General features: G+C 39.0%; 23 protein-coding genes. 10 read left to right on the top strand and 13 right to left on the bottom strand.

The genetic code is table 11. The annotated features are described in order from the left end of the window. Positions 1–10 precede the first annotated feature (10 nt). From QE429_RS07740 to QE429_RS07725, 4 genes are all read right to left on the bottom strand, one after another. Positions 11–973 carry a hypothetical protein gene (locus QE429_RS07740; protein ID WP_307285936.1) on the bottom strand — a complete coding sequence of 321 codons (963 nt, stop codon included), beginning with the start codon at positions 971–973 and terminating at the stop codon, positions 11–13. Next, positions 954–1,478: an RNA polymerase sigma factor gene (locus tag QE429_RS07735; RefSeq protein ID WP_307285934.1), complete on the bottom strand. Its 525-nt coding sequence runs from the start codon at positions 1,476–1,478 to the stop codon at positions 954–956. Before QE429_RS07735 ends, QE429_RS07740 begins: the two co-directional genes overlap by 20 nt. A 111-nt stretch (positions 1,479–1,589) precedes the next feature. Continuing rightward, positions 1,590–1,832 (bottom strand): DUF2584 domain-containing protein, encoded by a 243-nt coding sequence (locus QE429_RS07730; protein WP_307285932.1) that lies wholly within the window; start codon positions 1,830–1,832, stop codon positions 1,590–1,592. A 40-nt stretch (positions 1,833–1,872) separates the two neighbouring features. Beyond that, positions 1,873–2,661 carry an alpha/beta hydrolase family protein gene (locus QE429_RS07725; protein WP_307285929.1) on the bottom strand — a complete coding sequence of 263 codons (789 nt, stop codon included), beginning with the start codon at positions 2,659–2,661 and terminating at the stop codon, positions 1,873–1,875. 124 nt (positions 2,662–2,785) lie between these two features. Here QE429_RS07725 and QE429_RS07720 point away from each other — a divergent pair, with 124 nt between their 5' ends. From QE429_RS07720 to QE429_RS07710, 3 genes are read left to right on the top strand one after another with little or no spacing between them, the layout of a single operon-like run. Further along, complete coding sequence (locus QE429_RS07720) at positions 2,786–3,802, top strand: ABC transporter substrate-binding protein (RefSeq protein ID WP_307285927.1); 1,017 nt, start codon at positions 2,786–2,788, stop codon at positions 3,800–3,802. Positions 3,803–3,824: 22 nt separating this feature from the next. Further along, the gene (locus QE429_RS07715; RefSeq protein WP_307285925.1) at positions 3,825–4,601 is read left to right on the top strand and encodes an ABC transporter ATP-binding protein; all 777 of its coding nucleotides are present in this window, start codon (positions 3,825–3,827) and stop codon (positions 4,599–4,601) included. Beyond that, positions 4,582–5,388, top strand: coding sequence for an ABC transporter permease (locus tag QE429_RS07710; RefSeq protein WP_307285922.1), 807 nt, complete (start codon positions 4,582–4,584; stop codon positions 5,386–5,388). The genes QE429_RS07715 and QE429_RS07710 overlap by 20 nt, the downstream gene beginning before the upstream one ends. Positions 5,389–5,410: 22 nt before the next feature. Here the strand turns inward: QE429_RS07710 and ytkD are convergent, their stop codons facing one another. Together ytkD and QE429_RS07700 are read right to left on the bottom strand one after the other, a co-directional pair. Next, positions 5,411–5,881 carry an RNA deprotection pyrophosphohydrolase gene (gene ytkD / locus QE429_RS07705; protein ID WP_307285917.1) on the bottom strand — a complete coding sequence of 157 codons (471 nt, stop codon included), beginning with the start codon at positions 5,879–5,881 and terminating at the stop codon, positions 5,411–5,413. An 89-nt stretch (positions 5,882–5,970) separates the two neighbouring features. Then, entirely contained in the window at positions 5,971–6,294 is a 324-nt protein-coding gene (locus QE429_RS07700) for a hydrolase (RefSeq protein ID WP_307285915.1), read from the bottom strand. A 212-nt stretch (positions 6,295–6,506) separates the two neighbouring features. Between QE429_RS07700 and QE429_RS07695 the strand changes: the two genes are divergently transcribed. After that, positions 6,507–6,764, top strand: a complete 258-nt coding sequence (locus tag QE429_RS07695) for a DUF6154 family protein (protein WP_307285913.1) — start codon at positions 6,507–6,509, stop codon at positions 6,762–6,764. A 127-nt stretch (positions 6,765–6,891) separates the two neighbouring features. Then, the gene (gene ytzI, locus QE429_RS07690; protein ID WP_307285912.1) at positions 6,892–7,068 is read left to right on the top strand and encodes a YtzI protein; all 177 of its coding nucleotides are present in this window, start codon (positions 6,892–6,894) and stop codon (positions 7,066–7,068) included. 30 nt (positions 7,069–7,098) lie between these two features. Here ytzI and QE429_RS07685 read toward each other — a convergent pair whose 3' ends face one another. Continuing rightward, positions 7,099–7,572: an S-ribosylhomocysteine lyase gene (locus QE429_RS07685; protein WP_307285910.1), complete on the bottom strand. Its 474-nt coding sequence runs from the start codon at positions 7,570–7,572 to the stop codon at positions 7,099–7,101. A gap of 141 nt (positions 7,573–7,713) precedes the next feature. Between QE429_RS07685 and yidD the strand changes: the two genes are divergently transcribed. Further along, entirely contained in the window at positions 7,714–7,938 is a 225-nt protein-coding gene (gene yidD / locus QE429_RS07680; protein ID WP_373463236.1) for a membrane protein insertion efficiency factor YidD, read from the top strand. Here the strand turns inward: yidD and QE429_RS07675 are convergent. Further along, complete coding sequence (locus QE429_RS07675) at positions 7,935–8,507, bottom strand: beta-class carbonic anhydrase (RefSeq protein ID WP_307285904.1); 573 nt, start codon at positions 8,505–8,507, stop codon at positions 7,935–7,937. The genes yidD and QE429_RS07675 overlap by 4 nt on opposite strands. Positions 8,508–8,717: 210 nt before the next feature. Here QE429_RS07675 and QE429_RS07670 point away from each other — a divergent pair, with 210 nt between their 5' ends. The 4 genes from QE429_RS07670 (at position 8,718) to QE429_RS07655 (ending at position 12,446) form a co-directional block, all read left to right on the top strand. Further along, positions 8,718–9,656: a metal ABC transporter solute-binding protein, Zn/Mn family gene (locus QE429_RS07670; RefSeq protein WP_307285901.1), complete on the top strand. Its 939-nt coding sequence runs from the start codon at positions 8,718–8,720 to the stop codon at positions 9,654–9,656. Positions 9,657–9,773: 117 nt separating this feature from the next. After that, positions 9,774–11,135 carry a cytochrome ubiquinol oxidase subunit I gene (locus tag QE429_RS07665; protein WP_307285898.1) on the top strand — a complete coding sequence of 454 codons (1,362 nt, stop codon included), beginning with the start codon at positions 9,774–9,776 and terminating at the stop codon, positions 11,133–11,135. Between the two features lie 15 nt (positions 11,136–11,150). After that, on the top strand, positions 11,151–12,200 hold the full coding sequence (locus QE429_RS07660) for a cytochrome d ubiquinol oxidase subunit II (protein WP_307285896.1): 1,050 nt from the start codon (positions 11,151–11,153) through the stop codon (positions 12,198–12,200). A gap of 84 nt (positions 12,201–12,284) precedes the next feature. Next, positions 12,285–12,446, top strand: a complete 162-nt coding sequence (locus tag QE429_RS07655; protein ID WP_307285894.1) for a DUF1540 domain-containing protein — start codon at positions 12,285–12,287, stop codon at positions 12,444–12,446. A gap of 297 nt (positions 12,447–12,743) precedes the next feature. Here QE429_RS07655 and menC read toward each other — a convergent pair whose 3' ends face one another. From menC to menD, 5 genes are all read right to left on the bottom strand, one after another. Continuing rightward, positions 12,744–13,850: an o-succinylbenzoate synthase gene (menC, locus tag QE429_RS07650; RefSeq protein ID WP_307290743.1), complete on the bottom strand. Its 1,107-nt coding sequence runs from the start codon at positions 13,848–13,850 to the stop codon at positions 12,744–12,746. Between the two features lie 8 nt (positions 13,851–13,858). Beyond that, positions 13,859–15,346 (bottom strand): o-succinylbenzoate--CoA ligase, encoded by a 1,488-nt coding sequence (locus QE429_RS07645; protein WP_307285891.1) that lies wholly within the window; start codon positions 15,344–15,346, stop codon positions 13,859–13,861. Positions 15,347–15,436: 90 nt separating this feature from the next. Continuing rightward, complete coding sequence (gene menB / locus QE429_RS07640; RefSeq protein ID WP_307285888.1) at positions 15,437–16,255, bottom strand: 1,4-dihydroxy-2-naphthoyl-CoA synthase; 819 nt, start codon at positions 16,253–16,255, stop codon at positions 15,437–15,439. 17 nt (positions 16,256–16,272) lie between these two features. Further along, a complete protein-coding gene (gene menH, locus QE429_RS07635) occupies positions 16,273–17,079 on the bottom strand; it encodes a 2-succinyl-6-hydroxy-2,4-cyclohexadiene-1-carboxylate synthase (protein ID WP_307285883.1) in 807 nt (268 codons plus the stop codon). Continuing rightward, complete coding sequence (gene menD, locus QE429_RS07630) at positions 17,079–18,827, bottom strand: 2-succinyl-5-enolpyruvyl-6-hydroxy-3-cyclohexene-1-carboxylic-acid synthase (RefSeq protein WP_307285881.1); 1,749 nt, start codon at positions 18,825–18,827, stop codon at positions 17,079–17,081. The genes menH and menD overlap by 1 nt, the downstream gene beginning before the upstream one ends.

Here is an 18,827-nt window from a genome sequence, read left to right as displayed (position 1 = left end):
AAAGCCCATATCAATTTGATATGGGCTTTCTTACCTCAATGGCTTCTGATTGTTTGAGGACGGAAATCCGATATTTGCCGCTTTTTTTCAGCTGGAAATCACCTGTATAAAGGGATATCCTCTTCCCATCCGTTCTTGTATACTCTGTTTTATCTTTAAAAGTAAACGTTGTTACTTCCGCTGTTTCTAATTGGAATAACTCTAGCTCCATTTCAGGTGGAAGATTGTCACCCTCTACTTCCATCACAGCATCCTCATAAAGGCCCGCATATAGATCTTCTTGTGAGACCAATAAGGTTGCATTCCCTATTTTGACGTAAGGCTCTTTTACATAGATAGAAAATTCTCCTACCTTCTCATCCCCTGCAAAGAATTCTAGGTTATAAACACCAGGAAGTGTAAATGGTTCAAAGCTCGTCAAGGCATGCGCATCGGAACCATACATCCCACCTGAAATAACAGTTGTCGCAAGGTGCTCTTTTACACCAGTTTTCACATGAACGGCTTCCACTTTTAATGGCTTATTGGCGAAGTCCTTCTCGTAATTGCCCCATAAATAAATCATCATTTTACCAACAGAACGTGTATCCTTGGCAATCCATTCCGTTGGTGCCAACAAACTTACCTTGTTAGGTATGCCAAAATTACTGTCTGCAAAAATAGGATTTCCATTATCATCCTTTAATGCAAACACCGTACCACGCTCAGCTGGCTTAATTGCATCCAATTTTTCTCCTGGTCTAGTTGCACTATTTTCCTGACTACTTGAAAAATATAGTATCGGTGCTATGAGTACTAGAATAAACACAGCCGCCATGGCTGCAACTCTCTGAAAATTAAAGGGTTCACGCGGCTTACTCTTACTCGCTTCACTAAGAGTTTGTAACATCTCTGCTCTTTTCCTCGTGGGTAACTCATGCTTACGAAAGTTAGACATCACTTCAAGTAATTCTTTATCCGATAATTGACTCAAACTGCTCCCCCTCCTTAAGTCGCTCATTTAATTTTTTCACAGCCCGAAAGAAAGTCACATTCACTTTGCTTTCGGTCCATCCGAGAACCTGACCGGCCTCCTTAGAAGTCAACTCGGAAATCCCTCTGAGTAAAATGACATCCCGGTAGTTTGGCTTTAAAGCATTAATCGCTTCATACAAATGGATATACTCCATTTTCTTGACTACTTTCTCCTCTGCCCCCTGTTCTTGAAGCCTGGGTGATTCGACATCAAGGACGAGTTTCAATCTGTTCCAGACAGATTTCTTTCGATAAAAATCTATTGCTGTATTTCGCGCAATGGATATCAACCAAGTTTTGGGGCTGGATTCATTTTTAAAACGGCTTAGAGCTCTTATTGCCCGTAAAAAAGTCTCTTGAACTAAGTCTTCTACATCAGTCGTACCGGTATAATAAACAAGATAATTAGTGACATCTTTTTCATATTCAATAAACCATTTTTCTATCTGATGAGACTGTTTCAACCATATTCCCCCTTTCTCTCTATTCAATTGATGTTTAACTACTTATAAGACGTATTTACCAAGTTTTTCTTACACTTTTTTCAAAAAAAAAAGCAGGTAAGAATTACCCGCTTAATTCGTTGAGTTTAATGATACTAATTGATATGTAAGGGTTGTATTACCTTGCTGCCACTCTACTTTTTTTATAACCGCTGTTCCGCTCGAATCACTGTCCATCGTTTTTCTCACATCAATGGGAATGTCAATTGGATAGAGTCTATACCCTTCTTTTTCTAGTACAAAGAGATTCTCCTCGACTCTTTTCTCTCTTCCTTTTGTTACAATCATCGTATTTAACTCAAGGGGCATACCCATATTAATCCGCTCCTCTGCTTGTATTACCTATATTTTATCATCATTCGCTTTGTTTTTTCATCCAATTTGTAGCATCTTCGACGACTTTTCTATTCACTTCCGGTGGAAAATAATGCGTAAACCGATCGAAATACCAGCACTCTACCGGTTTATGTAATGCCTTCAGGCGTCTCTCTAAACGATAAGCATGCTCAACTGAGACATTATGATCCTTTACACCATGTATGATAAGAACAGGCGAAGTCAGCTGCTCTAACTGATATAGAGGGGTCCTCACATCATATCGATCCGGATATTTATCGGGGGTTCCACCAATAACCCTTTTCATCATTTTACGTAAATCTAACCGTTCCATATAGGTAAGTGACATATCACTTACACCACCCCAGGTAACAACAGATGCTGCATCAGGAAATTGAATTCCTGTCATTAGAGCCATGACCCCGCCGCGTGAAAATCCAAAGATATGGACTTGGCGAATCTTCTGAAGCGACTTTAAAAGCTGATAAGCCGAAAAAGCATCTTCCCTATCTTCGCCTGCGAAGTCCTCATTTCCTTCTCCCCCTTGGTTTCCCCGATAAAAAGGTGCAAAGACAATAAAACCCTCTGCAGCAAACTGGGCGATCCGGGCCGGCCTCACCTTCCCTACATTTTTTATTCCTCCACGCAAATAAAGAAGCCCATCATATACTCCTTCTTCCATCGGCTCAGCCAGCATCCCCTTGACTCTTAAGCCATCAGAAAGGTAGGTGATAAGTTTTAATTTCACCTTAGGATTGGGAGATGGAAAGCGGGTAGTCTCGAGTATGATTCCATTGTTTTTGTTCATTATCATTCTTCCCTTATACATTTAAAAATAATTTGTTCCTAGGCATTCACATATTTTCTTCAATTTCATACGATATGTTAGGCAATTAGCCCATATTTTTTATGGAAACAAGGAGGTTCTTTATATGAAAAAATGGTTAAAATTCAGTTTCTCCTTTCTTCTCATCGGTATACTTATGTTTTCATTAGCTGCTTGTAATAACGATTCCACGAATGAACCGAAGAAATTAGAAAAAGTGCGTATTGCAGAAGTAACCCGGTCCATTTTCTATGCGCCTCAATATGTAGCCCTATCAAAAGGATTTTTCAAAGAGGAAGGATTAGACGTTTCGCTTGCAACCACTGCTGGTGGTGACAAGACTATGACTGCCTTACTTTCCGGTGGAGCAGATGTGGCACTGGTTGGCTCTGAAACTTCCATTTATGTGTACGCTCAAGGTGCCAATGATCCGGTCATAAACTTTGCGCAACTTACTCAGACAGATGGTACCTTCCTCGTTTCAAGAGATAAGATTGATAATTTCTCATGGGATCTATTAAAAGGGAAAACATTCTTAGGCCAACGTAAAGGCGGTATGCCTCAAATGGTTGGTGAATTCGTTCTTAAAAATCATGGAATTGATCCGCATAAGGATTTAAATCTTATCCAAAACATCGATTTTGCCAATATTGCAAATGCATTTGCCTCTGGCACAGGCGAATTTGTTCAATTATTTGAGCCAACGGCAAGCATCTTTGAAAAAGAAGGAAAAGGGCATATTGTCGCATCCTTCGGTAAAGAATCTGGCCATGTACCATATACAACGTTTATGACCAAAGAGAGCTATCTGAAAGAACACAAGAGTACTATTGAAAAATTCACGAGAGCCATTTACAAAGCACAGCAATGGGTCGAATCCCATAGTGCAGAAGAAATCGCCAAAGCTGTAGAACCATATTTCCCTGATACTGATTTTGAGATTATGAAAACCGTTGTTGAACGATATAAGAGTCAAGGTTCCTTTGCCACTGATCCTATCCTTGACGAAGACGAGTGGAACAATCTCCAAGACATTATGAAAGAAGCTGGCGAGCTTCCAAAAGAGGTGAACCATAAAACACTGGTCAACACTGAGATCGCATCAAAAGTAAGCAAAAAATAATTTGGAAAGGGAGGCCGTCTAAATGAGTTTCTTAACAGTTCAAGACGTGCAGCACATATATTTCACCAAAGCCTCTGCCACCACGGCCCTCTCCGATATATCATTAACTGTTGAGGAGGGAGAGTTTATCTCTCTCCTCGGCCCTAGTGGCTGTGGTAAAACCACCTTGCTTTCTATCATATCCAGCTTACTCAAACCTACCCATGGTACCATATTGTTAGAGGGTAAACCTGTTTCAACCGCTAAAAATGAAATTGGCTATATGCTTCAGCAGGATTATTTGTTTCCATGGAAAACGATTGAAGAAAATATCTTGATTGGGTTGAAATTATCCAATCAGTTGAATGATCAAACAAAAGCAAGTGCCCTGGACTTACTCAAACAAATTGGCTTAAGTGGAGTGGAGAAACAACTTCCTAAGCAATTATCAGGCGGCATGCGGCAGAGAGTAGCCCTTGTCAGAACACTTGCGACACAGCCAAAACTGCTTATGCTAGATGAACCTTTTTCCGCACTAGATTATCAAACAAAGCTTAAGCTTGAGGACCTGGTGTCACGAACATTAGAAACCTTTGGTAAAACAGCCATTCTAGTAACGCATGATATTGGTGAAGCCATTGCAATGAGTGATCGTGTCTACTTGCTCTCACCTAGTCCAGGAAGGATTTACAAGACATTCGAAATGCCTGAAGAGTTAAGACGACTCTCTCCTTTTGAAGCAAGAAACCATGAACTTTACTCGGATATCTTTCAAATGATATGGAAGGAGTTGGAATCTCTTGAACCAGACCAAGAATAAGGTTGAACTCCTTCACAAAAAGTACATTCATTCGTTAAAAATTGAACAGAGATGGATCCGATTTTATCAGGCAGTCATTTTTATCGCTTTTTTCTCCACTTGGGAACTAGCCAGTCAAAAGCAGTGGATTGACCCTTTAATTTTTAGTTCCCCCTCAAAAATTTGGCACCTGCTCTTAGATAAAATTAAAGATGGTTCTTTAGTCACCAATTTAGGCGTCACCTTAACAGAAACCATTTGTGGTTTCATTCTTGGAACCTTATTAGGTATCATTCTTGCGGCTATTCTTTGGTGGTCACCGAGGATATCTAAGATTCTCGATCCTTATCTGGTCATTTTAAATGCCATGCCTAAAGTAGCATTGGGACCGATTTTAATTGTGGCCCTGACTCCTGGATATCCTTCCATTATTGCTATGGGAGCGATTATCTCTATCATCATCACCACTATAGTTGTCTATACTTCCTTTAAAGAAGTAGACCCTAATTACTTAAAAGTATTGCAAACCTTTGGTGCATCACGGGCTCAATGCTTTAAGGAAGCAATACTACCCGCCAGTTTTCCGACGATGATCTCTACTTTAAAAGTAAATGTCGGATTGTCATGGGTAGGTGTCATTGTTGGTGAGTTCCTCGTTTCTTCACGCGGACTTGGATACATGATTATTTATGGTTTTCAAGTATTTAACTTTACACTCGTTTTCTTATCCCTTTTAGTGATTGCAGTCGTTGCAACTATTATGTATCAATTGGTTGAATTGTTGGAAAAGAAACTGATTAAAGAGTAGTGGAGAGCCCTATAGCCCTCCATTACTTTTTTTGCTGTTTTATACGCTGAATGCACTCTTCTATGACCTGGTCCTTCATAATAAAACTAAACTGATCACCTAACCTTAATTCCAATAGATTACCCTCGATCAGCACAGGTCCATTTGTTTCATAATAGTTGTTGGTAGGATCAATTTCTTTCACCTCAGCACAAAAAACAGCCTTTACAAATGAACTCTTTTGATCGGTTACTTTATATTCAGCAACAAATTGTACGGTGCCCAGAACTGCACCTGTCTCTTCAAATGTCTCTCTCCTTGCTGCTTCTTCTAAGGTTTCGGAAGGTTCTACTTTACCTCCAGGAAATTCGAGGCCCCTTTGTTTATGATTCGTTAAAAGCCATTTGTCGTCATATTGACAAATGACCAGTACATGTTTAGCTTGAAACTCAAAGGCTCTTTCCTTAAATTCAAGTTCAACTTTGTTTCTATTCTGATCTAAAAACTGTATCATAGAAAACCGCCCTATTATTGTCATATATCACTATTATAAGCGAAAAAAGAGACTGACTCAAAGTAAAGGAGTCAGCCTCTTTTTATCCATTATTCTTGTTTTGGCAAGATATTCATATTTTCAATATGAGCTTTTGCCTCATCATCACCTAATTGATGGAGCATCCCATACACTTGCTGAATAGTATTATCATATGCATCGTTTTCACGGTCATAGTGATATTGGACGTACGGTACATGCGCTCGAAAAAAGTTTTGCCACTCATTGGAATAATTTGAATCAAATAATTCGCGTAACTGAGTAATTTCTTCATCGTTGGCTTGAATTTTATAACTCCAGGTTGAGCTAGTAGCACTTTGTGAAATTTCACCCGTACCAACATCTATATAATACGTTTTCTTTTGTTCACTCATGATGTCATCCCCTTTTATCTATAGTAGTCCACAAATAAGAAAAATTTATTCTTTTTCATATTTCGACTCATTTTTTAGAAATGAATACGATATAATAATCATACAATCGAAGAAACAGATTTTTCAGTCAATTTTATCTGTATGTTTATTTTATCATTTTATGGGAATTCAATAAGTAGAAATGAAATTTCTATTCTAAGGAGGTGCTGCAATTGAAATTGGTCGATGAGTTATATGAAATGTATCGTAACAAGTTAACTGGTGACGAAGAGGATATTGATATGCTTACATTCGCCTTTTTAGAAGAAATGACACATGAAGATCTTTTGGGGTTAATTCAAGAAATGGATAAACAAGAGTTATATGATCTAATGGGGCTATACTTGATTGAAAGTCTTAAAGGAAAATTTGCACAGGAAGAATATGGTCAACTTCGCACAAATACTTATTATCCTAGAAATATACACTGATTATACATACCAATGAATTACTTATCGGAGGCTGATTTTCAGCCTCCTTTTTATTTGCATTTCTAATCAACGATGACTTATTCGTGATACAATAAGGCATGAACACAGAGTCAAGGAGGTCACAGCTTTGTATACCGTATTTGTCGTTTGTATTGTCATTGTCATTGTTGTTTTACTTTTAGCAGTCATAACTACTTCCAAAGCCTATTCCTATAAACATACAATCGATTCTTTAGAAGAAAATCCACAAATAAATCAGATGGACCATCAAGGACCTGATCAAGAAAATAAAAATACACAATAAAATAGGTTGACCGGGGTCAACCTATTTTTGTTATGCAAATACCTGTTTTAAATCTTCTTTGCTTTGTTCAAGCCAGAAACGCATTAGACGTTTGGCACCTTCTAAATCATGAAGTTTGGCTTGACCACATTGTCTTTCATTCGCAGCGGGAATATCAACGATTTCAACTGCATCTTTCATAGTATCCTCAAGAAGGTCTATAATTTCTTCAACAGTTGGTTCCCCACTCACTACAAGATAATAGCCTGTTTGGCAGCCCATTGGTGAGATGTCGATGATATCAAAATGATCATACTTCTCTGCATGTTTACGAATATTAAATGCAAGCAAATGCTCCAAAGTATGAATCGCATCTGGTTTCATTGCCTGTTTGTTAGGCTGGCAAAAACGAATATCATATTTATTAACGATCCCATCGCTACCTACCTTATGAACACCACAGTGTCTTACATAAGGGGCTTTGACAGCATTATGATCTAAATCAAAGCTTTCAACTGAAGGCATTAGAATCACTCCTTTTATAATCTAACTACTACTATACCGCAAAAACCAAGTTTTTTCATCTACTTAGTACAGTTTAGCTTTTAGACGTACATTGTAAAATATGGTATGTTTACATTAATCGTTAATAGGAGTGGACCCATGTTGAAAAAAATCTTTATATCGTTTATTCGTTTTTACCAACTTGTTATCTCACCGATCAAACCGCCAACCTGCCGATTCTATCCAACATGTTCACATTATGGATTAGAAGCCATCCAACGATTTGGAGCCTTCAAAGGCGGCTGGCTAACCATCAAACGCATTTTTAAGTGTCATCCCTTTCATCCAGGTGGATTAGATCCTGTTCCTGAAAAAGAGAAGCATTAATTTTTGTACCCATCGACAACTAAATCTAATTTTCCTGTTTTAGGATCAATGACTAAGCCATGAACAGGAACATCCTTTGGCATTAATGGATGGTTTTTAATCATGCTTACACTACTTTCCACGCTCTCTGTTACACTATCAAAACCATGCAACCATTGTTCAATGTCAATACCGGAATATGTAAGTGTATTGAACGTTTCCTCAGAAATCCCCCGGTCCTTCATATTCTCAATCACAGGTTCTGCCTTCATACCACTCATTCCACAATCATGGTGAGCTATGACTAAAACCTCCTGCGCTTGTAATTGATATAAAGCGATGAGGATACTCCTCATAATACTTCCATAAGGATGTGAGACAATTGCTCCTGCATTTTTAACAATCTTCGCATCCCCATTACCTAAGTTTAAAGCCTTAGGTAATAATTCCAATAAACGTGTATCCATACAAGTAAGGATCACCATTTTTTTATTAGGGAATTTGGTTGTTTCATACTTTTCATATTCATGTTTTTCAACAAACTGGTGATTAAACTCTAAAATTTCATTTAATAAATTTAATTTTTCCATTTACTAATCCCACCCTTCTATATAAGCATACATAATATGCCTAGTTGGAAACAAATATTATACTTGCAATTAGACACTTTTTTTTGTAAGATACTAAAGGAAATCGGAATCGTTCCGTATTATACACTTTTATTTCTTGTTACTATTTTAAAATTTTTTTGACAATTAAATCGTAATAAATCCGATTTAAATATAGGTAGAGGAGCCTTTATGAAAAAGATTATACTATTACTTTCTTTGTTGCTGCCATTAACTCTTGTGTTATCTGCTTGTTCAGAGGGTACCAAAAAATCTTACTCTAAAAAAGAACAACTAACTATTTACACAACGGTTTTCCCCCTTCAATATTTTACAGAAAGAATTGGTGGTAAATTCGTAGATGTAAAAACAATTTATCCACCAGGTGCCGATGAGCACACCTTTGAGCCATCCCAAAAGGATATGATGAATTTGGCTGATTCAGACTTTTTATTCTATATTGGCCTTGGACTTGAGGGATTTGTGGAAAAGGCAAAAGGAACATTAAAAAATGAAAATGTAAAATTGGTGTCTGTTGCTGATCAGCTTCAATTGCCAAAAGATGATAGTACACATCAGGATGAAGAGGACCATGAACATCACGGTGATGTAAATCCACATGTATGGCTTGACCCGATTTATTCAAAAGAAATGGCTGCGGTAATTAGAGATCAGCTATCAAAAAAAATGCCTAAAAACAAAGGGCTATTCGAAAAAAATTATCAACAACTTGCGACTGAATTAGATGATATCAATAATCAGTATGAACAAGCGATCTCGACTGCAAAGCACAAAAAAATTATCGTGACTCATGCTGCGTTTGGATACTGGGAAAAACGATATGGTATCGAACAAATAAGTATTTCTGGACTTTCTACAACCAATGAGCCTACTCAAAAAGAACTGGAGAAAATTATTTCAATAGCTGACCATGATGGATTACACTATATTCTTTTCGAACAAAACGTACATTCCAAATTAGGAAAAGTTGTTCAAAAGGAAATTGGAGCAAGAGCATTACCGATTCACAACCTTGCGATCCTAACCAAAGACAATATCAAGGACAAGGAAACTTACTTTACATTAATGTCTAAAAATCTCGACTCACTAAAAACAGCACTTAATAATTAATAATGACACCAGCCTCCCGAGCCATTTGGGAGGCTTTTTATATAGAAAAAATTACATATTTCTCCTTATCGTGTAAACACTAACTTTATACGTGTTTAACTAGAAAGGGAGATTTACATGAGTGATTTGTTAATTGCCAGGAGTCTTTTCGGAACAACAATGGGATTTCATATCATCTTTGCAACAATTGGGGTTGGTTTGCCCTTTATGATCTTGACTGCAGAGCTCATCTATCAAAAAACGAAAGATATTGAGTATGTGGTTATGGCTAAACGCTGGACAAAAGCCTTTGCCGTTCTTCTCGGAGTCGGTATTCCAACCGGTACCATCGCCGGGGTTCAGTTGTCCTTGCTTTGGCCTGGATTCATGGAAGTTATTGGGAAGGTAATGGCATTACCTTTTCAGATAGAAATTTATGCGTTTTTTATAGAAGCCTTATTTATGTCCATATATGTATACGCGGCGGAACGGATTGCCCCGTGGATGAGGATAACCAGCTTACTTCTCGTTGCCATTGGAGCGATGGGATCAGCTGTGTTAATTACTAATGTCCATGCCTTTGAAGGGACACCAGCCGGTTTTAATATCGTAAATGGAAAGATTGTAGATGTAGATCCTTGGGCTGCGTTTTTTAATCCAAGCTTTTTCGTTACAGCTGGTCATGTAGCACTTTCTGCTTATACAACAGGAGCGTTCATTGTAGCTACAGTTTCCGCCTACAAAATGCTTAAAGCGGATCGTCCTTCAAGAATATATCAATTCCATCAAAAAGCGTTAATGCTAAGTTTAATTGTCGGCGGGCTATTTTCCCTATTAACCGCTGTTAATGGGCATGAATCAGCCCAGCTCTTACACGAATATCAACCTGAAAAGTTGGCTGCTGCTGAAGGACTTTTTGAAACACAGTCGCATGCCCCACTCGCCATTGGTGGATTCACAGATCGGAAAACAGAGTCGATAAAAGGGGCAATTGAAATACCATGGGCATTAAGCTTTCTTGCTGGGAACAGCTTTGATACGGTTGTGAAAGGATTACACGATTTCCCTGAAGAGCATTGGCCGCCGTTGTTTGTCCATACTCTGTTTAATGGTATGGTAGGGATTGGTTCCCTACTCATTCTTCTTTCCTTCCTTGGGCTTGCTTGGAAGAGAGTACTCAAGAAAGACCATTTTCCAAAATGGTTAATGTGGCTATATGTGCTATCAGGACCTCTTGCGATTTTAGGTATTGAATTTGGCTGGATTTTCGCATGTACCGGTAGACAGCCATGGACGATTTATCATGTCCTTTCAACAAAAGATTCAGTAACAACTGCAACCAACCTGGGGATATTATTTATATTGTTTGCAATCGTCTATGCAATCTTAGCCTTCTCAGTCCTTTTTGTCCTACGATATTATTTCAAGAAGAATACCGTTCTTGATGACCTAAACCGTGCTGATCAAAAGAGTGTCCCACTGTTTAGTTCAAATTCATAAAAAGGTGGAGCAATTATGTTGGATGTCTATCTGGCAATAACAGTATTATGGGGGTTTGTTTTTATCTATGCTGTTATGGCAACCATGGATTTTGGCGCAGGCTTTTGGTCCATGTTTTACATTAACCGGAGAAAAGCAACTGCAACAAATATTGCTAACCGTTATCTATCACCCACATGGGAGGTAACAAATACATTTATTGTGGCGTTGGTTGTTGCTGTCTATAGTCTTTTTCCTCGAGGTGCCTATACACTCGGTACGATTTTATTAGTACCGGGAAGTCTAATTTTATTGCTGCTGTCCCTTCGCAGTGCGTTTTTGGTCTTTTCTAATATAGCTGATGATTACAAAAAACCTCTAACATATATTTCTGGAATCTGTGGAATTCTTATTCCAGGTTTATTAATTAGTGTGCTTCCTATAACTCATGGGAATTATGTGGATTTTTCAGGTAATCGCCAAACATTGGATTTAGCCGGATTATTTTCCAGCCCAAATGAATATGCATTTTTCGGGTTCGCTCTAACAAGCACATTGTTTCTCTCTTCCCTTCTGTTGGCGGACTATTCTAAAGCCTCAGAAGAATTCGATGCGTATCGTGTCTATCGCAGAGATGCATTATTTATCGGTCCAGTATCTTTATTAATGGCTTTTCTAATCATGTTAACATTAAAAAATGAAGCGGATTGGATTTATGGGAAAATGATGAAAGATCTTCCTCTACTATACTTATCACTTGCTTGTTTTCTAGTGGGTGGTCTTGGCTTACTATTGCCATCTCATAAAACAAAAACACCTGGCTGGCCCCGTTTAGCTGTTATTGCAATAACGGCACAATATTTAGTCGCCAGCTATGTCTACGGTAAGGCACATTTGCCTTACATTGTTTATCCTAAGGTAACAATTCATTCCGCTTTTACTGACCCTAACTCATTTAGAGCCATATTCATTACCTATATTGTTGGCTTTGCCATATTGTTTCCCGGTTTTATTTACTTCTGGAGCTTATTTATGAACGATAAACGTTATTTAAGACAAAGCAAAGCAGGCGCATCTAAAAAGTAATCCCCTTTTCTGGAAGGCATGTTTTCTTCTAAATCATCAAATGCTATTCCTGTATCTTAAATTCCAAAAAGGAGTGATACTAGGATGGCAAAAGATGTATTATGTGAGGTAAATAATTGTTCATACTGGGCTCAAGGAAATAAATGCAGTGCTGAACAAATCTATGTTGTTAGCCATACTGGAGATACGGCTGATAACAGTAAAGAAACGGATTGCCAAACGTTTGAACCAAGCGGCCTATCATAAATAGAAAAAACCAGTCTTCATGAGTAAGACTGGTTTCTTTTTGTTTTGGCTCTGTTAAACATGCCTGTTGATTTCCGCTCCAGGCACTTCGCTTTCCGTGGGTGTTTCGGCGAGCCTCCTCGGCGAAAAGCGCCTGCGGGGTCTCCCCTGAACCATACTCCCACAGGACATTGAGTTGCATCTTGAATCCGCCCACGCACGAAGGAAATGCGATAGCATTTTCGAGGAGTCTTCGTGCCTTCCGCTCCAATCAACAGGATGTAAAAATCAACACTGTACTTTTACACAGCCTTTGTTTTAAAATGAAAAGCTCTTTTTGGTTAGTAGGACTTGTTGCAGTTTTTTTTCATTTAATTGGAATCCAATACCTGGGTATCTTGGGACTGGGATATATCCGTTTTTCACTTCGACTTCCGGTGCAATGATATCTTCATCCCAAAAACGATTGGAAGCACTGATATCACCTGGTATTGTAAATCCCGGTAAAGAAGCAAGGGCGATATTATGAGCGCGTGATATCCCGAATTCGATCATACCCCCACACCAAACTGGAATGTCTTTCTCATAACAATAATCATGGATTCGTTTGGCCTCAAACAGACCTCCGACACGCCCCACTTTTATATTAATCACCTTACAACTTCCGAACTCAATAGCCTTTCTTGCATCATCAAAGCTAACAATGCTCTCATCTAAGCAAATCGGGGTCTTTAGTTCCTTTTGAAGTATAGAATGTTCAAGGATATCATCGTAAGCCAGCGGCTGTTCAATCATAAGTAAGTTAAAATCATCTAAAGCTTTTAAACGGTCAATTTCGTTTAAGGTATAGGCAGAATTGGCATCTGCCATGATTGGCACCTCTGGAAAAATACGGCGAATGTCTGACAGGAAAGAGTAGTCCTGATTTGGACTGATCTTCACTTTTATACGTTGATAGCCTTCATCTAGATATTGCTCTATTTGCTGCAAGGCCTTAGATACTGAGTCTGTAGCAACAACTACACCCGAAGCAATCTCCGAACGAGTTCCCCCCAGTAAATCCGTTAGTGGTTGTGAATGGGTTTTCGCATATAAATCCCAAACAGCCGTTTCTAAAGAAGCCTTTGCCATATGATTTCTTCTAATCGAGCTAAAAAGGGTGTGAAGATCCTCCGGATGGGTAATCGGAGTTTTTTGTAGCAAGGGAATTAAGAAGTCTGTTAACATATGTAAACTTGTTGATACCGTTTCTTCTGTGTACCAAGGGGAAGAAAAGGCCACCCCTTCCCCATAGCCTGTTACACCATCTTTATTTGTAACCTTAACTATAATACTTTCCCGACTGTCAACCGCACTTAAATGTGTTAAAAACGGAGTCTTTAATGGCATCTGAATAACCAAAAGTTCAATTGACGTAATCTTCATCATTGATCTCAATCCTCTTTTAGCATTTCTCTAAGATTTCTTCTCAATAACTTCTTTGCAGCATTTCGAGGCAGCCTTTCAGTGAAATAAAAAGCTTTTGGTACCTTGTATTTTGCAAGGCGCTGTAAGCAAAACTGTCGAAGTTCATCTTCCTCTACTGTTTTAGCATTTCTTAAAACTATAAATGCTACGGGTACTTGTCCCCATTTCGTATCTTCTATCCCGGTAACACCTGCTTCAGCCACATTTGGATGGGCGAGTAAGACCGATTCAATTTCAGCAGGGTAAATATTTTCTCCCCCTGAAATAATTAAATCTGATCGCCGGTCAATCACATACAAGAATCCATCTTCATCGAGATAACCAATGTCACCCGTGTAAAACCAGCCATTCCGTACTTTATCTTTTGTTGCATCCGGTCTATTCAAATAGCCTGGTGTCACATTGGGTCCCTTAACGACAATTTCACCAGCCTCACCGGGTTCTGCCGAACGTTCATCCTCCGTCCTAATCTGCAGCTGTGCAGGGAATAATGGCTTACCCGCGGATCCAAGTTTGGCTAAACTATATTCCGGTGAAAGTGTTACGATCTGTGAGGACGATTCGGTCATCCCATAGGTTTGATAGACAGGAATATCTTTTTCTAAACAGGATTGCAGCAATGGTAACGGTGCAGGTCCTCCACCAAGCAGCATACAGCGGAAATGGGGAGGCAGCCGTCTTTCTTCTAGCGTATCAATAATCTTTGTTAGCATGGTCCCAACCACTGACATGATGGTTACATTTTTCTTAGTAATATCCTCAAGCGTACGTTCCACATCAAAGTTTTCATGCAGAACAATTGGCATTCCATAGATGACACTCCGCATTAAGATGGAATATCCGCTAATGTGAAAGAGAGGCACAGCACACAGCCAGCAATCTCTTTCCATAAATCCTAAATTTAATGCAGATCCAATGGAACTCCACCAATGGTTTCCGTAGGTTTGTATAACTCCCTTTGGATGACCTGTTGTTCCTGAAGTATACATAATCGTACAGGTATCTGATAAGTTAATTTCTTCTTGTATTACGGGAGTTTTTGCCTCCACGTTAAACAAGCCACTTTTTGTCACGGTAGCTAGAGAGGGTATTTCGACTCTTATAGCTTCTTCTATATCCGACAATGAGTCTTCAACAAGGAGAAGGGCTGCTTTAGAATCATTCAATTGCCAAACTAATTCTGCAGGTGTTAAACGGTTATTCAAAATAACTGCTTTTACTCCTAACAACTGAAGGGCAAATAAGATCACAATGGTGTCTAGATGGTTTTTTAATAAAACAGCCATGTAATCATTTTTCCGAACTCCAAGTGCCTGCAGCTGCCCTGCAGTCTTGAAGGAACGTTCATAAAGTTCTTTAAAGGTTAAGGTTTGCTCGTTAAAATAAACTGCCGTCCGTTCCGGTGTTAAAAAGACACGTTTCTTAAGAAAATTAGGCATTATATCGTTATGCATTATGTACACCTTCTTTTATCTGACTATCACTCTTTGCATTTTCCTATTAAAAACAGCCTGATGGAAACCATCAAGCTGTAAATCAATTGATCAAGGAAAACGTGGGAATTGACCAAAATCAGGCTTACGTTTTTCCTTAAAGGAATCACGACCTTCTTTTGCTTCATCCGTTGTATAGTAAAGTAATGTTGCATCTCCAGCAAATTGTTGAAGTCCTGCTAAACCATCCGTATCTGCATTCATTGCTGCTTTTAAGAAACGAAGGGCAGTTGGGCTCTTTTCAAGGATTTCATTACACCATTGAATGGTTTCTTCTTCCACTCTTTCAAGCGGAACTACCGTATTAACGAGTCCCATATCAAGTGCTTCTTGTGCATTATATTGACGGCATAAATACCAAATTTCACGAGCCTTTTTATGGCCAATAATTCTTGCAAGATAGCCTGATCCATAACCAGCATCAAAGCTTCCTACTTTAGGACCAGTTTGTCCAAATCTAGCATTATCAGCGGCAATTGTTAAATCACAAACCACATGAAGAACATGCCCGCCACCAATTGCATATCCCTTAACCATCGCAATTACCGGCTTAGGAATTACACGAATTAAGCGTTGAAGATCAAGAACATTTAAGCGTGGAATTTGGTCCTCTCCTACATATCCACCATGTCCACGAACTGATTGGTCTCCACCTGAACAGAATGCCTTATCTCCAGCACCCGTTAATACAATAACCCCAATACTTGAATCATCACGTGCAAATGCAAACGCATCGATTAATTCAGATACTGTCTTCGGTGTGAAGGCATTATGTACGTGAGGACGGTTGATGGTGATTTTTGCAATACCATTATAAGTTTCATATAAAATCTCATCATATTTGCGTCCTGCAATCCATTCTACTGTCAAAATAATATCCTCCTTTATTATGTATTAAGAAAGTCACTTACTATTGTACCAAACTTTTCTTTTTCTTCCACATGAATTGCATGCCCACTGTTTTCAAAAACCATCCAAGTTCCGTTTTTCAACTCCTTAATCATTTTTTCCGCTAATAAACAGAACTTATTGTCTTTTTGACCAGTAAGTAATAAGACATCCATTTCTAAGTCGTTTAACCTTTCCCACCACGAAGGTTGTGAACCAGTTCCCATGCCAATTAAACTGTTTGCCAGCCCGACTGGTGAATTGTTTAAACGCTGCTTTCTAATGGTTTCTTGCAGAGACTTTGGCAAGCCTTTCATTGTCGAAAGCAAAGGGATCTCCTCCCAGTAATCGACAAATGACTGAATACCCTGCTCTTTAATAAAATTTGCAAGTTTTGCATCATTCATGCGGCGAAGTTCTCTTTCCTTTTCTGTAAGTAGGCCGGGTGAGGCACTTTCTAAAATTAACTTACGAACCCTATGTGGGAAGAGAAGAGCAAAGGTAAGCGCAAGCCTGCCTCCCATTGAATAACCAAGTATATCCACTTGTTCTTCCCCTATTTGATCAAGGAGTCTAGATAAATCATGGGCTGCTGCTTCAATCTGGTAGCGCTGTTCCGAATCAGGAGAATCCGTTTGCCCATGACCAATAATATCAGGAATAATTACCTTAGAATGCTTACTCCATTCCTCTACAAATGGAATCCATGTCGTTGTATCACCTGTAAATCCGTGTAAACAAACCAAAGGAAATCCATCACCGAACACTTCGACATGGAAGGAAACTCCTTCCACCACTACATCCATTATTGAACTCCATTGACAAAATTTGATATTTCCTGGGAAACAGATTGCCAAATTTCGCGGTGCTCGTCACGATTCTTTTCTCTGTTTGTCACAATCTCATAGACATTGATTCCGGATTGCTCAACAGATTGGTTCATTTCCACGGCAAAATGATCCCAATTTTGGATTTTTGTAAAATTCCCATTAAACATTCGAACAGCATGTTCAAATTCAATATTTAATGGTGTTCCAAACAGCAACTCAAAATTCTTAGGTTGTTCTGACTGGGGTAAGAAGGAAAAGATTCCGCCCCCATTATTGTTTACAAGAATAATATGGATATCAATATTGTAAAGTTTAGCTGCAATCAAACCATTTAGGTCATGGAAAAAGGTTAAATCACCTAACACAAGATACATCGACTGTGAATACAAGGCAGCTCCCAGCGCAGTGGATACCGTTCCATCAATTCCATTGGCACCTCTATTGGCCATTACCCTAATGTTTTTACCATTATTATGGAAAAAACTATCTAGGTCACGTATAGGCATGCTATTGCCTACAAAAAGAGTTGCTCCTTCTGGTAATATATCGGCCAGTTGATAAAAGAGACGCCCCTCACTAAGCACTGCGATATCTCTAACTTGTTTCATAGTTGTCTTGGTCAATTTATTTAGATTTCGCCAGCTCTCTAAAAATGCTAAGGAAGCTTTATTCATACTTAAGCTCGTTAACTTCTCGCAAAATAATACCTCATTGCAAAAAATCATATCCGTTGATAATGATGAAGGGTCACGCCAGCCTCCACCGCCATCAACCACATATTGATCGGCAGTATGGTTTTCTTTTAAAAAGATCGTTAATGCTTTCGATATCGGCATGGCTCCAAACCGGATAACGACATCTGGCTTAAGAAATCCTTTGGCATCTTCATTTCGTAGAAACGTATCATACGTTTCTATGATATTTTCATGACTATGTAACCCGCTTCTTAGTTGCGATAACGGGTCTGCTAATATCGGATAATTTAAAGTGGTTGAAAGTTGCGTCACGGCATCTGCAAACTTATCGTCTGTCAGATTTCCGCAAACAATCAAGCCTCTTTCTTTCCCCTTTAGTTTTTCTGCTATTTCTACAAAAACTCCATCTTCAATCGCTAAATCACCATTATGAACCTTTACATACCCCTTAGGACGTTCTGATAATTGAAACAGATTTTCATCCATCCGTGGGATGAGTGGCTCTCTAAATGGGAAATTCAAGTGAACTGGTCCTGATGGTGCACCCGTAGCAATTGCAGTAGCCCGGGCACATACTGTTCGAGCATAACGAATCATTTCATCCGTATCTTCTGGCAATGCCATTTCTGCAAACCATTTCACATGTTTTCCATATAAATGAAGCTGGTCAATTGCCTGTGGGGCACCAACTTCTCGCAACTCATGCGGACGGTCTGCTGTCAATACGATTAATGGGACTCTTGCATAGCGCGCTTCAACAATAGCAGGAAAATAATTTGCTGCAGCAGTTCCGGAAGTACATAGAATGGCAACAGGTCTATTTGTTGCTTTCGCAATTCCTAAGGCAAAGAAAGCAGCTGAACGCTCGTCTACATGTATATGAACCTTCAACTCAGGGTGTTCTGCCATCACCATGGCCATTGGGGTCGATCTTGAACCAGGGCTGACGACAACATCGGTAACTCCTGTTGAATATAACTCGGCTACAAATGCAGCAATATAAGCAGTTAATGCGTCCTGATGATTCAT

This window comes from Bacillus sp. SORGH_AS_0510, from assembly GCF_030818775.1.
Classification (GTDB): Bacteria; Bacillota; Bacilli; order Bacillales; family Cytobacillaceae; genus Neobacillus.
This window is presented reverse-complemented; position numbering and strand designations above follow the sequence as displayed.

Bases quoted from the DNA above. Each gene is read 5' to 3' on its own strand.
- QE429_RS07730 (WP_307285932.1), bottom strand. From the start codon at position 1,832: ATGGGTATGCCCCTTGAGTTAAATACGATGATTGTAACAAAAGGAAGA.
- QE429_RS07725 (WP_307285929.1), bottom strand. From the start codon at position 2,661: ATGAACAAAAACAATGGAATCATACTCGAGACTACCCGCTTTCCATCT.
- QE429_RS07720 (WP_307285927.1), top strand. From the start codon at position 2,786: ATGAAAAAATGGTTAAAATTCAGTTTCTCCTTTCTTCTCATCGGTATA.
- QE429_RS07715 (WP_307285925.1), top strand. From the start codon at position 3,825: ATGAGTTTCTTAACAGTTCAAGACGTGCAGCACATATATTTCACCAAA.
- ytkD (WP_307285917.1), bottom strand. From the start codon at position 5,881: ATGATACAGTTTTTAGATCAGAATAGAAACAAAGTTGAACTTGAATTT.
- QE429_RS07700 (WP_307285915.1), bottom strand. From the start codon at position 6,294: ATGAGTGAACAAAAGAAAACGTATTATATAGATGTTGGTACGGGTGAA.
- QE429_RS07685 (WP_307285910.1), bottom strand. From the start codon at position 7,572: ATGCCTTCAGTTGAAAGCTTTGATTTAGATCATAATGCTGTCAAAGCC.
- QE429_RS07675 (WP_307285904.1), bottom strand. From the start codon at position 8,507: ATGGAAAAATTAAATTTATTAAATGAAATTTTAGAGTTTAATCACCAG.
- QE429_RS07670 (WP_307285901.1), top strand. From the start codon at position 8,718: ATGAAAAAGATTATACTATTACTTTCTTTGTTGCTGCCATTAACTCTT.
- QE429_RS07665 (WP_307285898.1), top strand. From the start codon at position 9,774: ATGAGTGATTTGTTAATTGCCAGGAGTCTTTTCGGAACAACAATGGGA.
- QE429_RS07660 (WP_307285896.1), top strand. From the start codon at position 11,151: ATGTTGGATGTCTATCTGGCAATAACAGTATTATGGGGGTTTGTTTTT.
- QE429_RS07655 (WP_307285894.1), top strand. From the start codon at position 12,285: ATGGCAAAAGATGTATTATGTGAGGTAAATAATTGTTCATACTGGGCT.
- menC (WP_307290743.1), bottom strand. From the start codon at position 13,850: ATGAAGATTACGTCAATTGAACTTTTGGTTATTCAGATGCCATTAAAG.
- QE429_RS07645 (WP_307285891.1), bottom strand. From the start codon at position 15,346: ATGCATAACGATATAATGCCTAATTTTCTTAAGAAACGTGTCTTTTTA.
- menH (WP_307285883.1), bottom strand. From the start codon at position 17,079: ATGGATGTAGTGGTGGAAGGAGTTTCCTTCCATGTCGAAGTGTTCGGT.
- menD (WP_307285881.1), bottom strand. From the start codon at position 18,827: ATGAATCATCAGGACGCATTAACTGCTTATATTGCTGCATTTGTAGCC.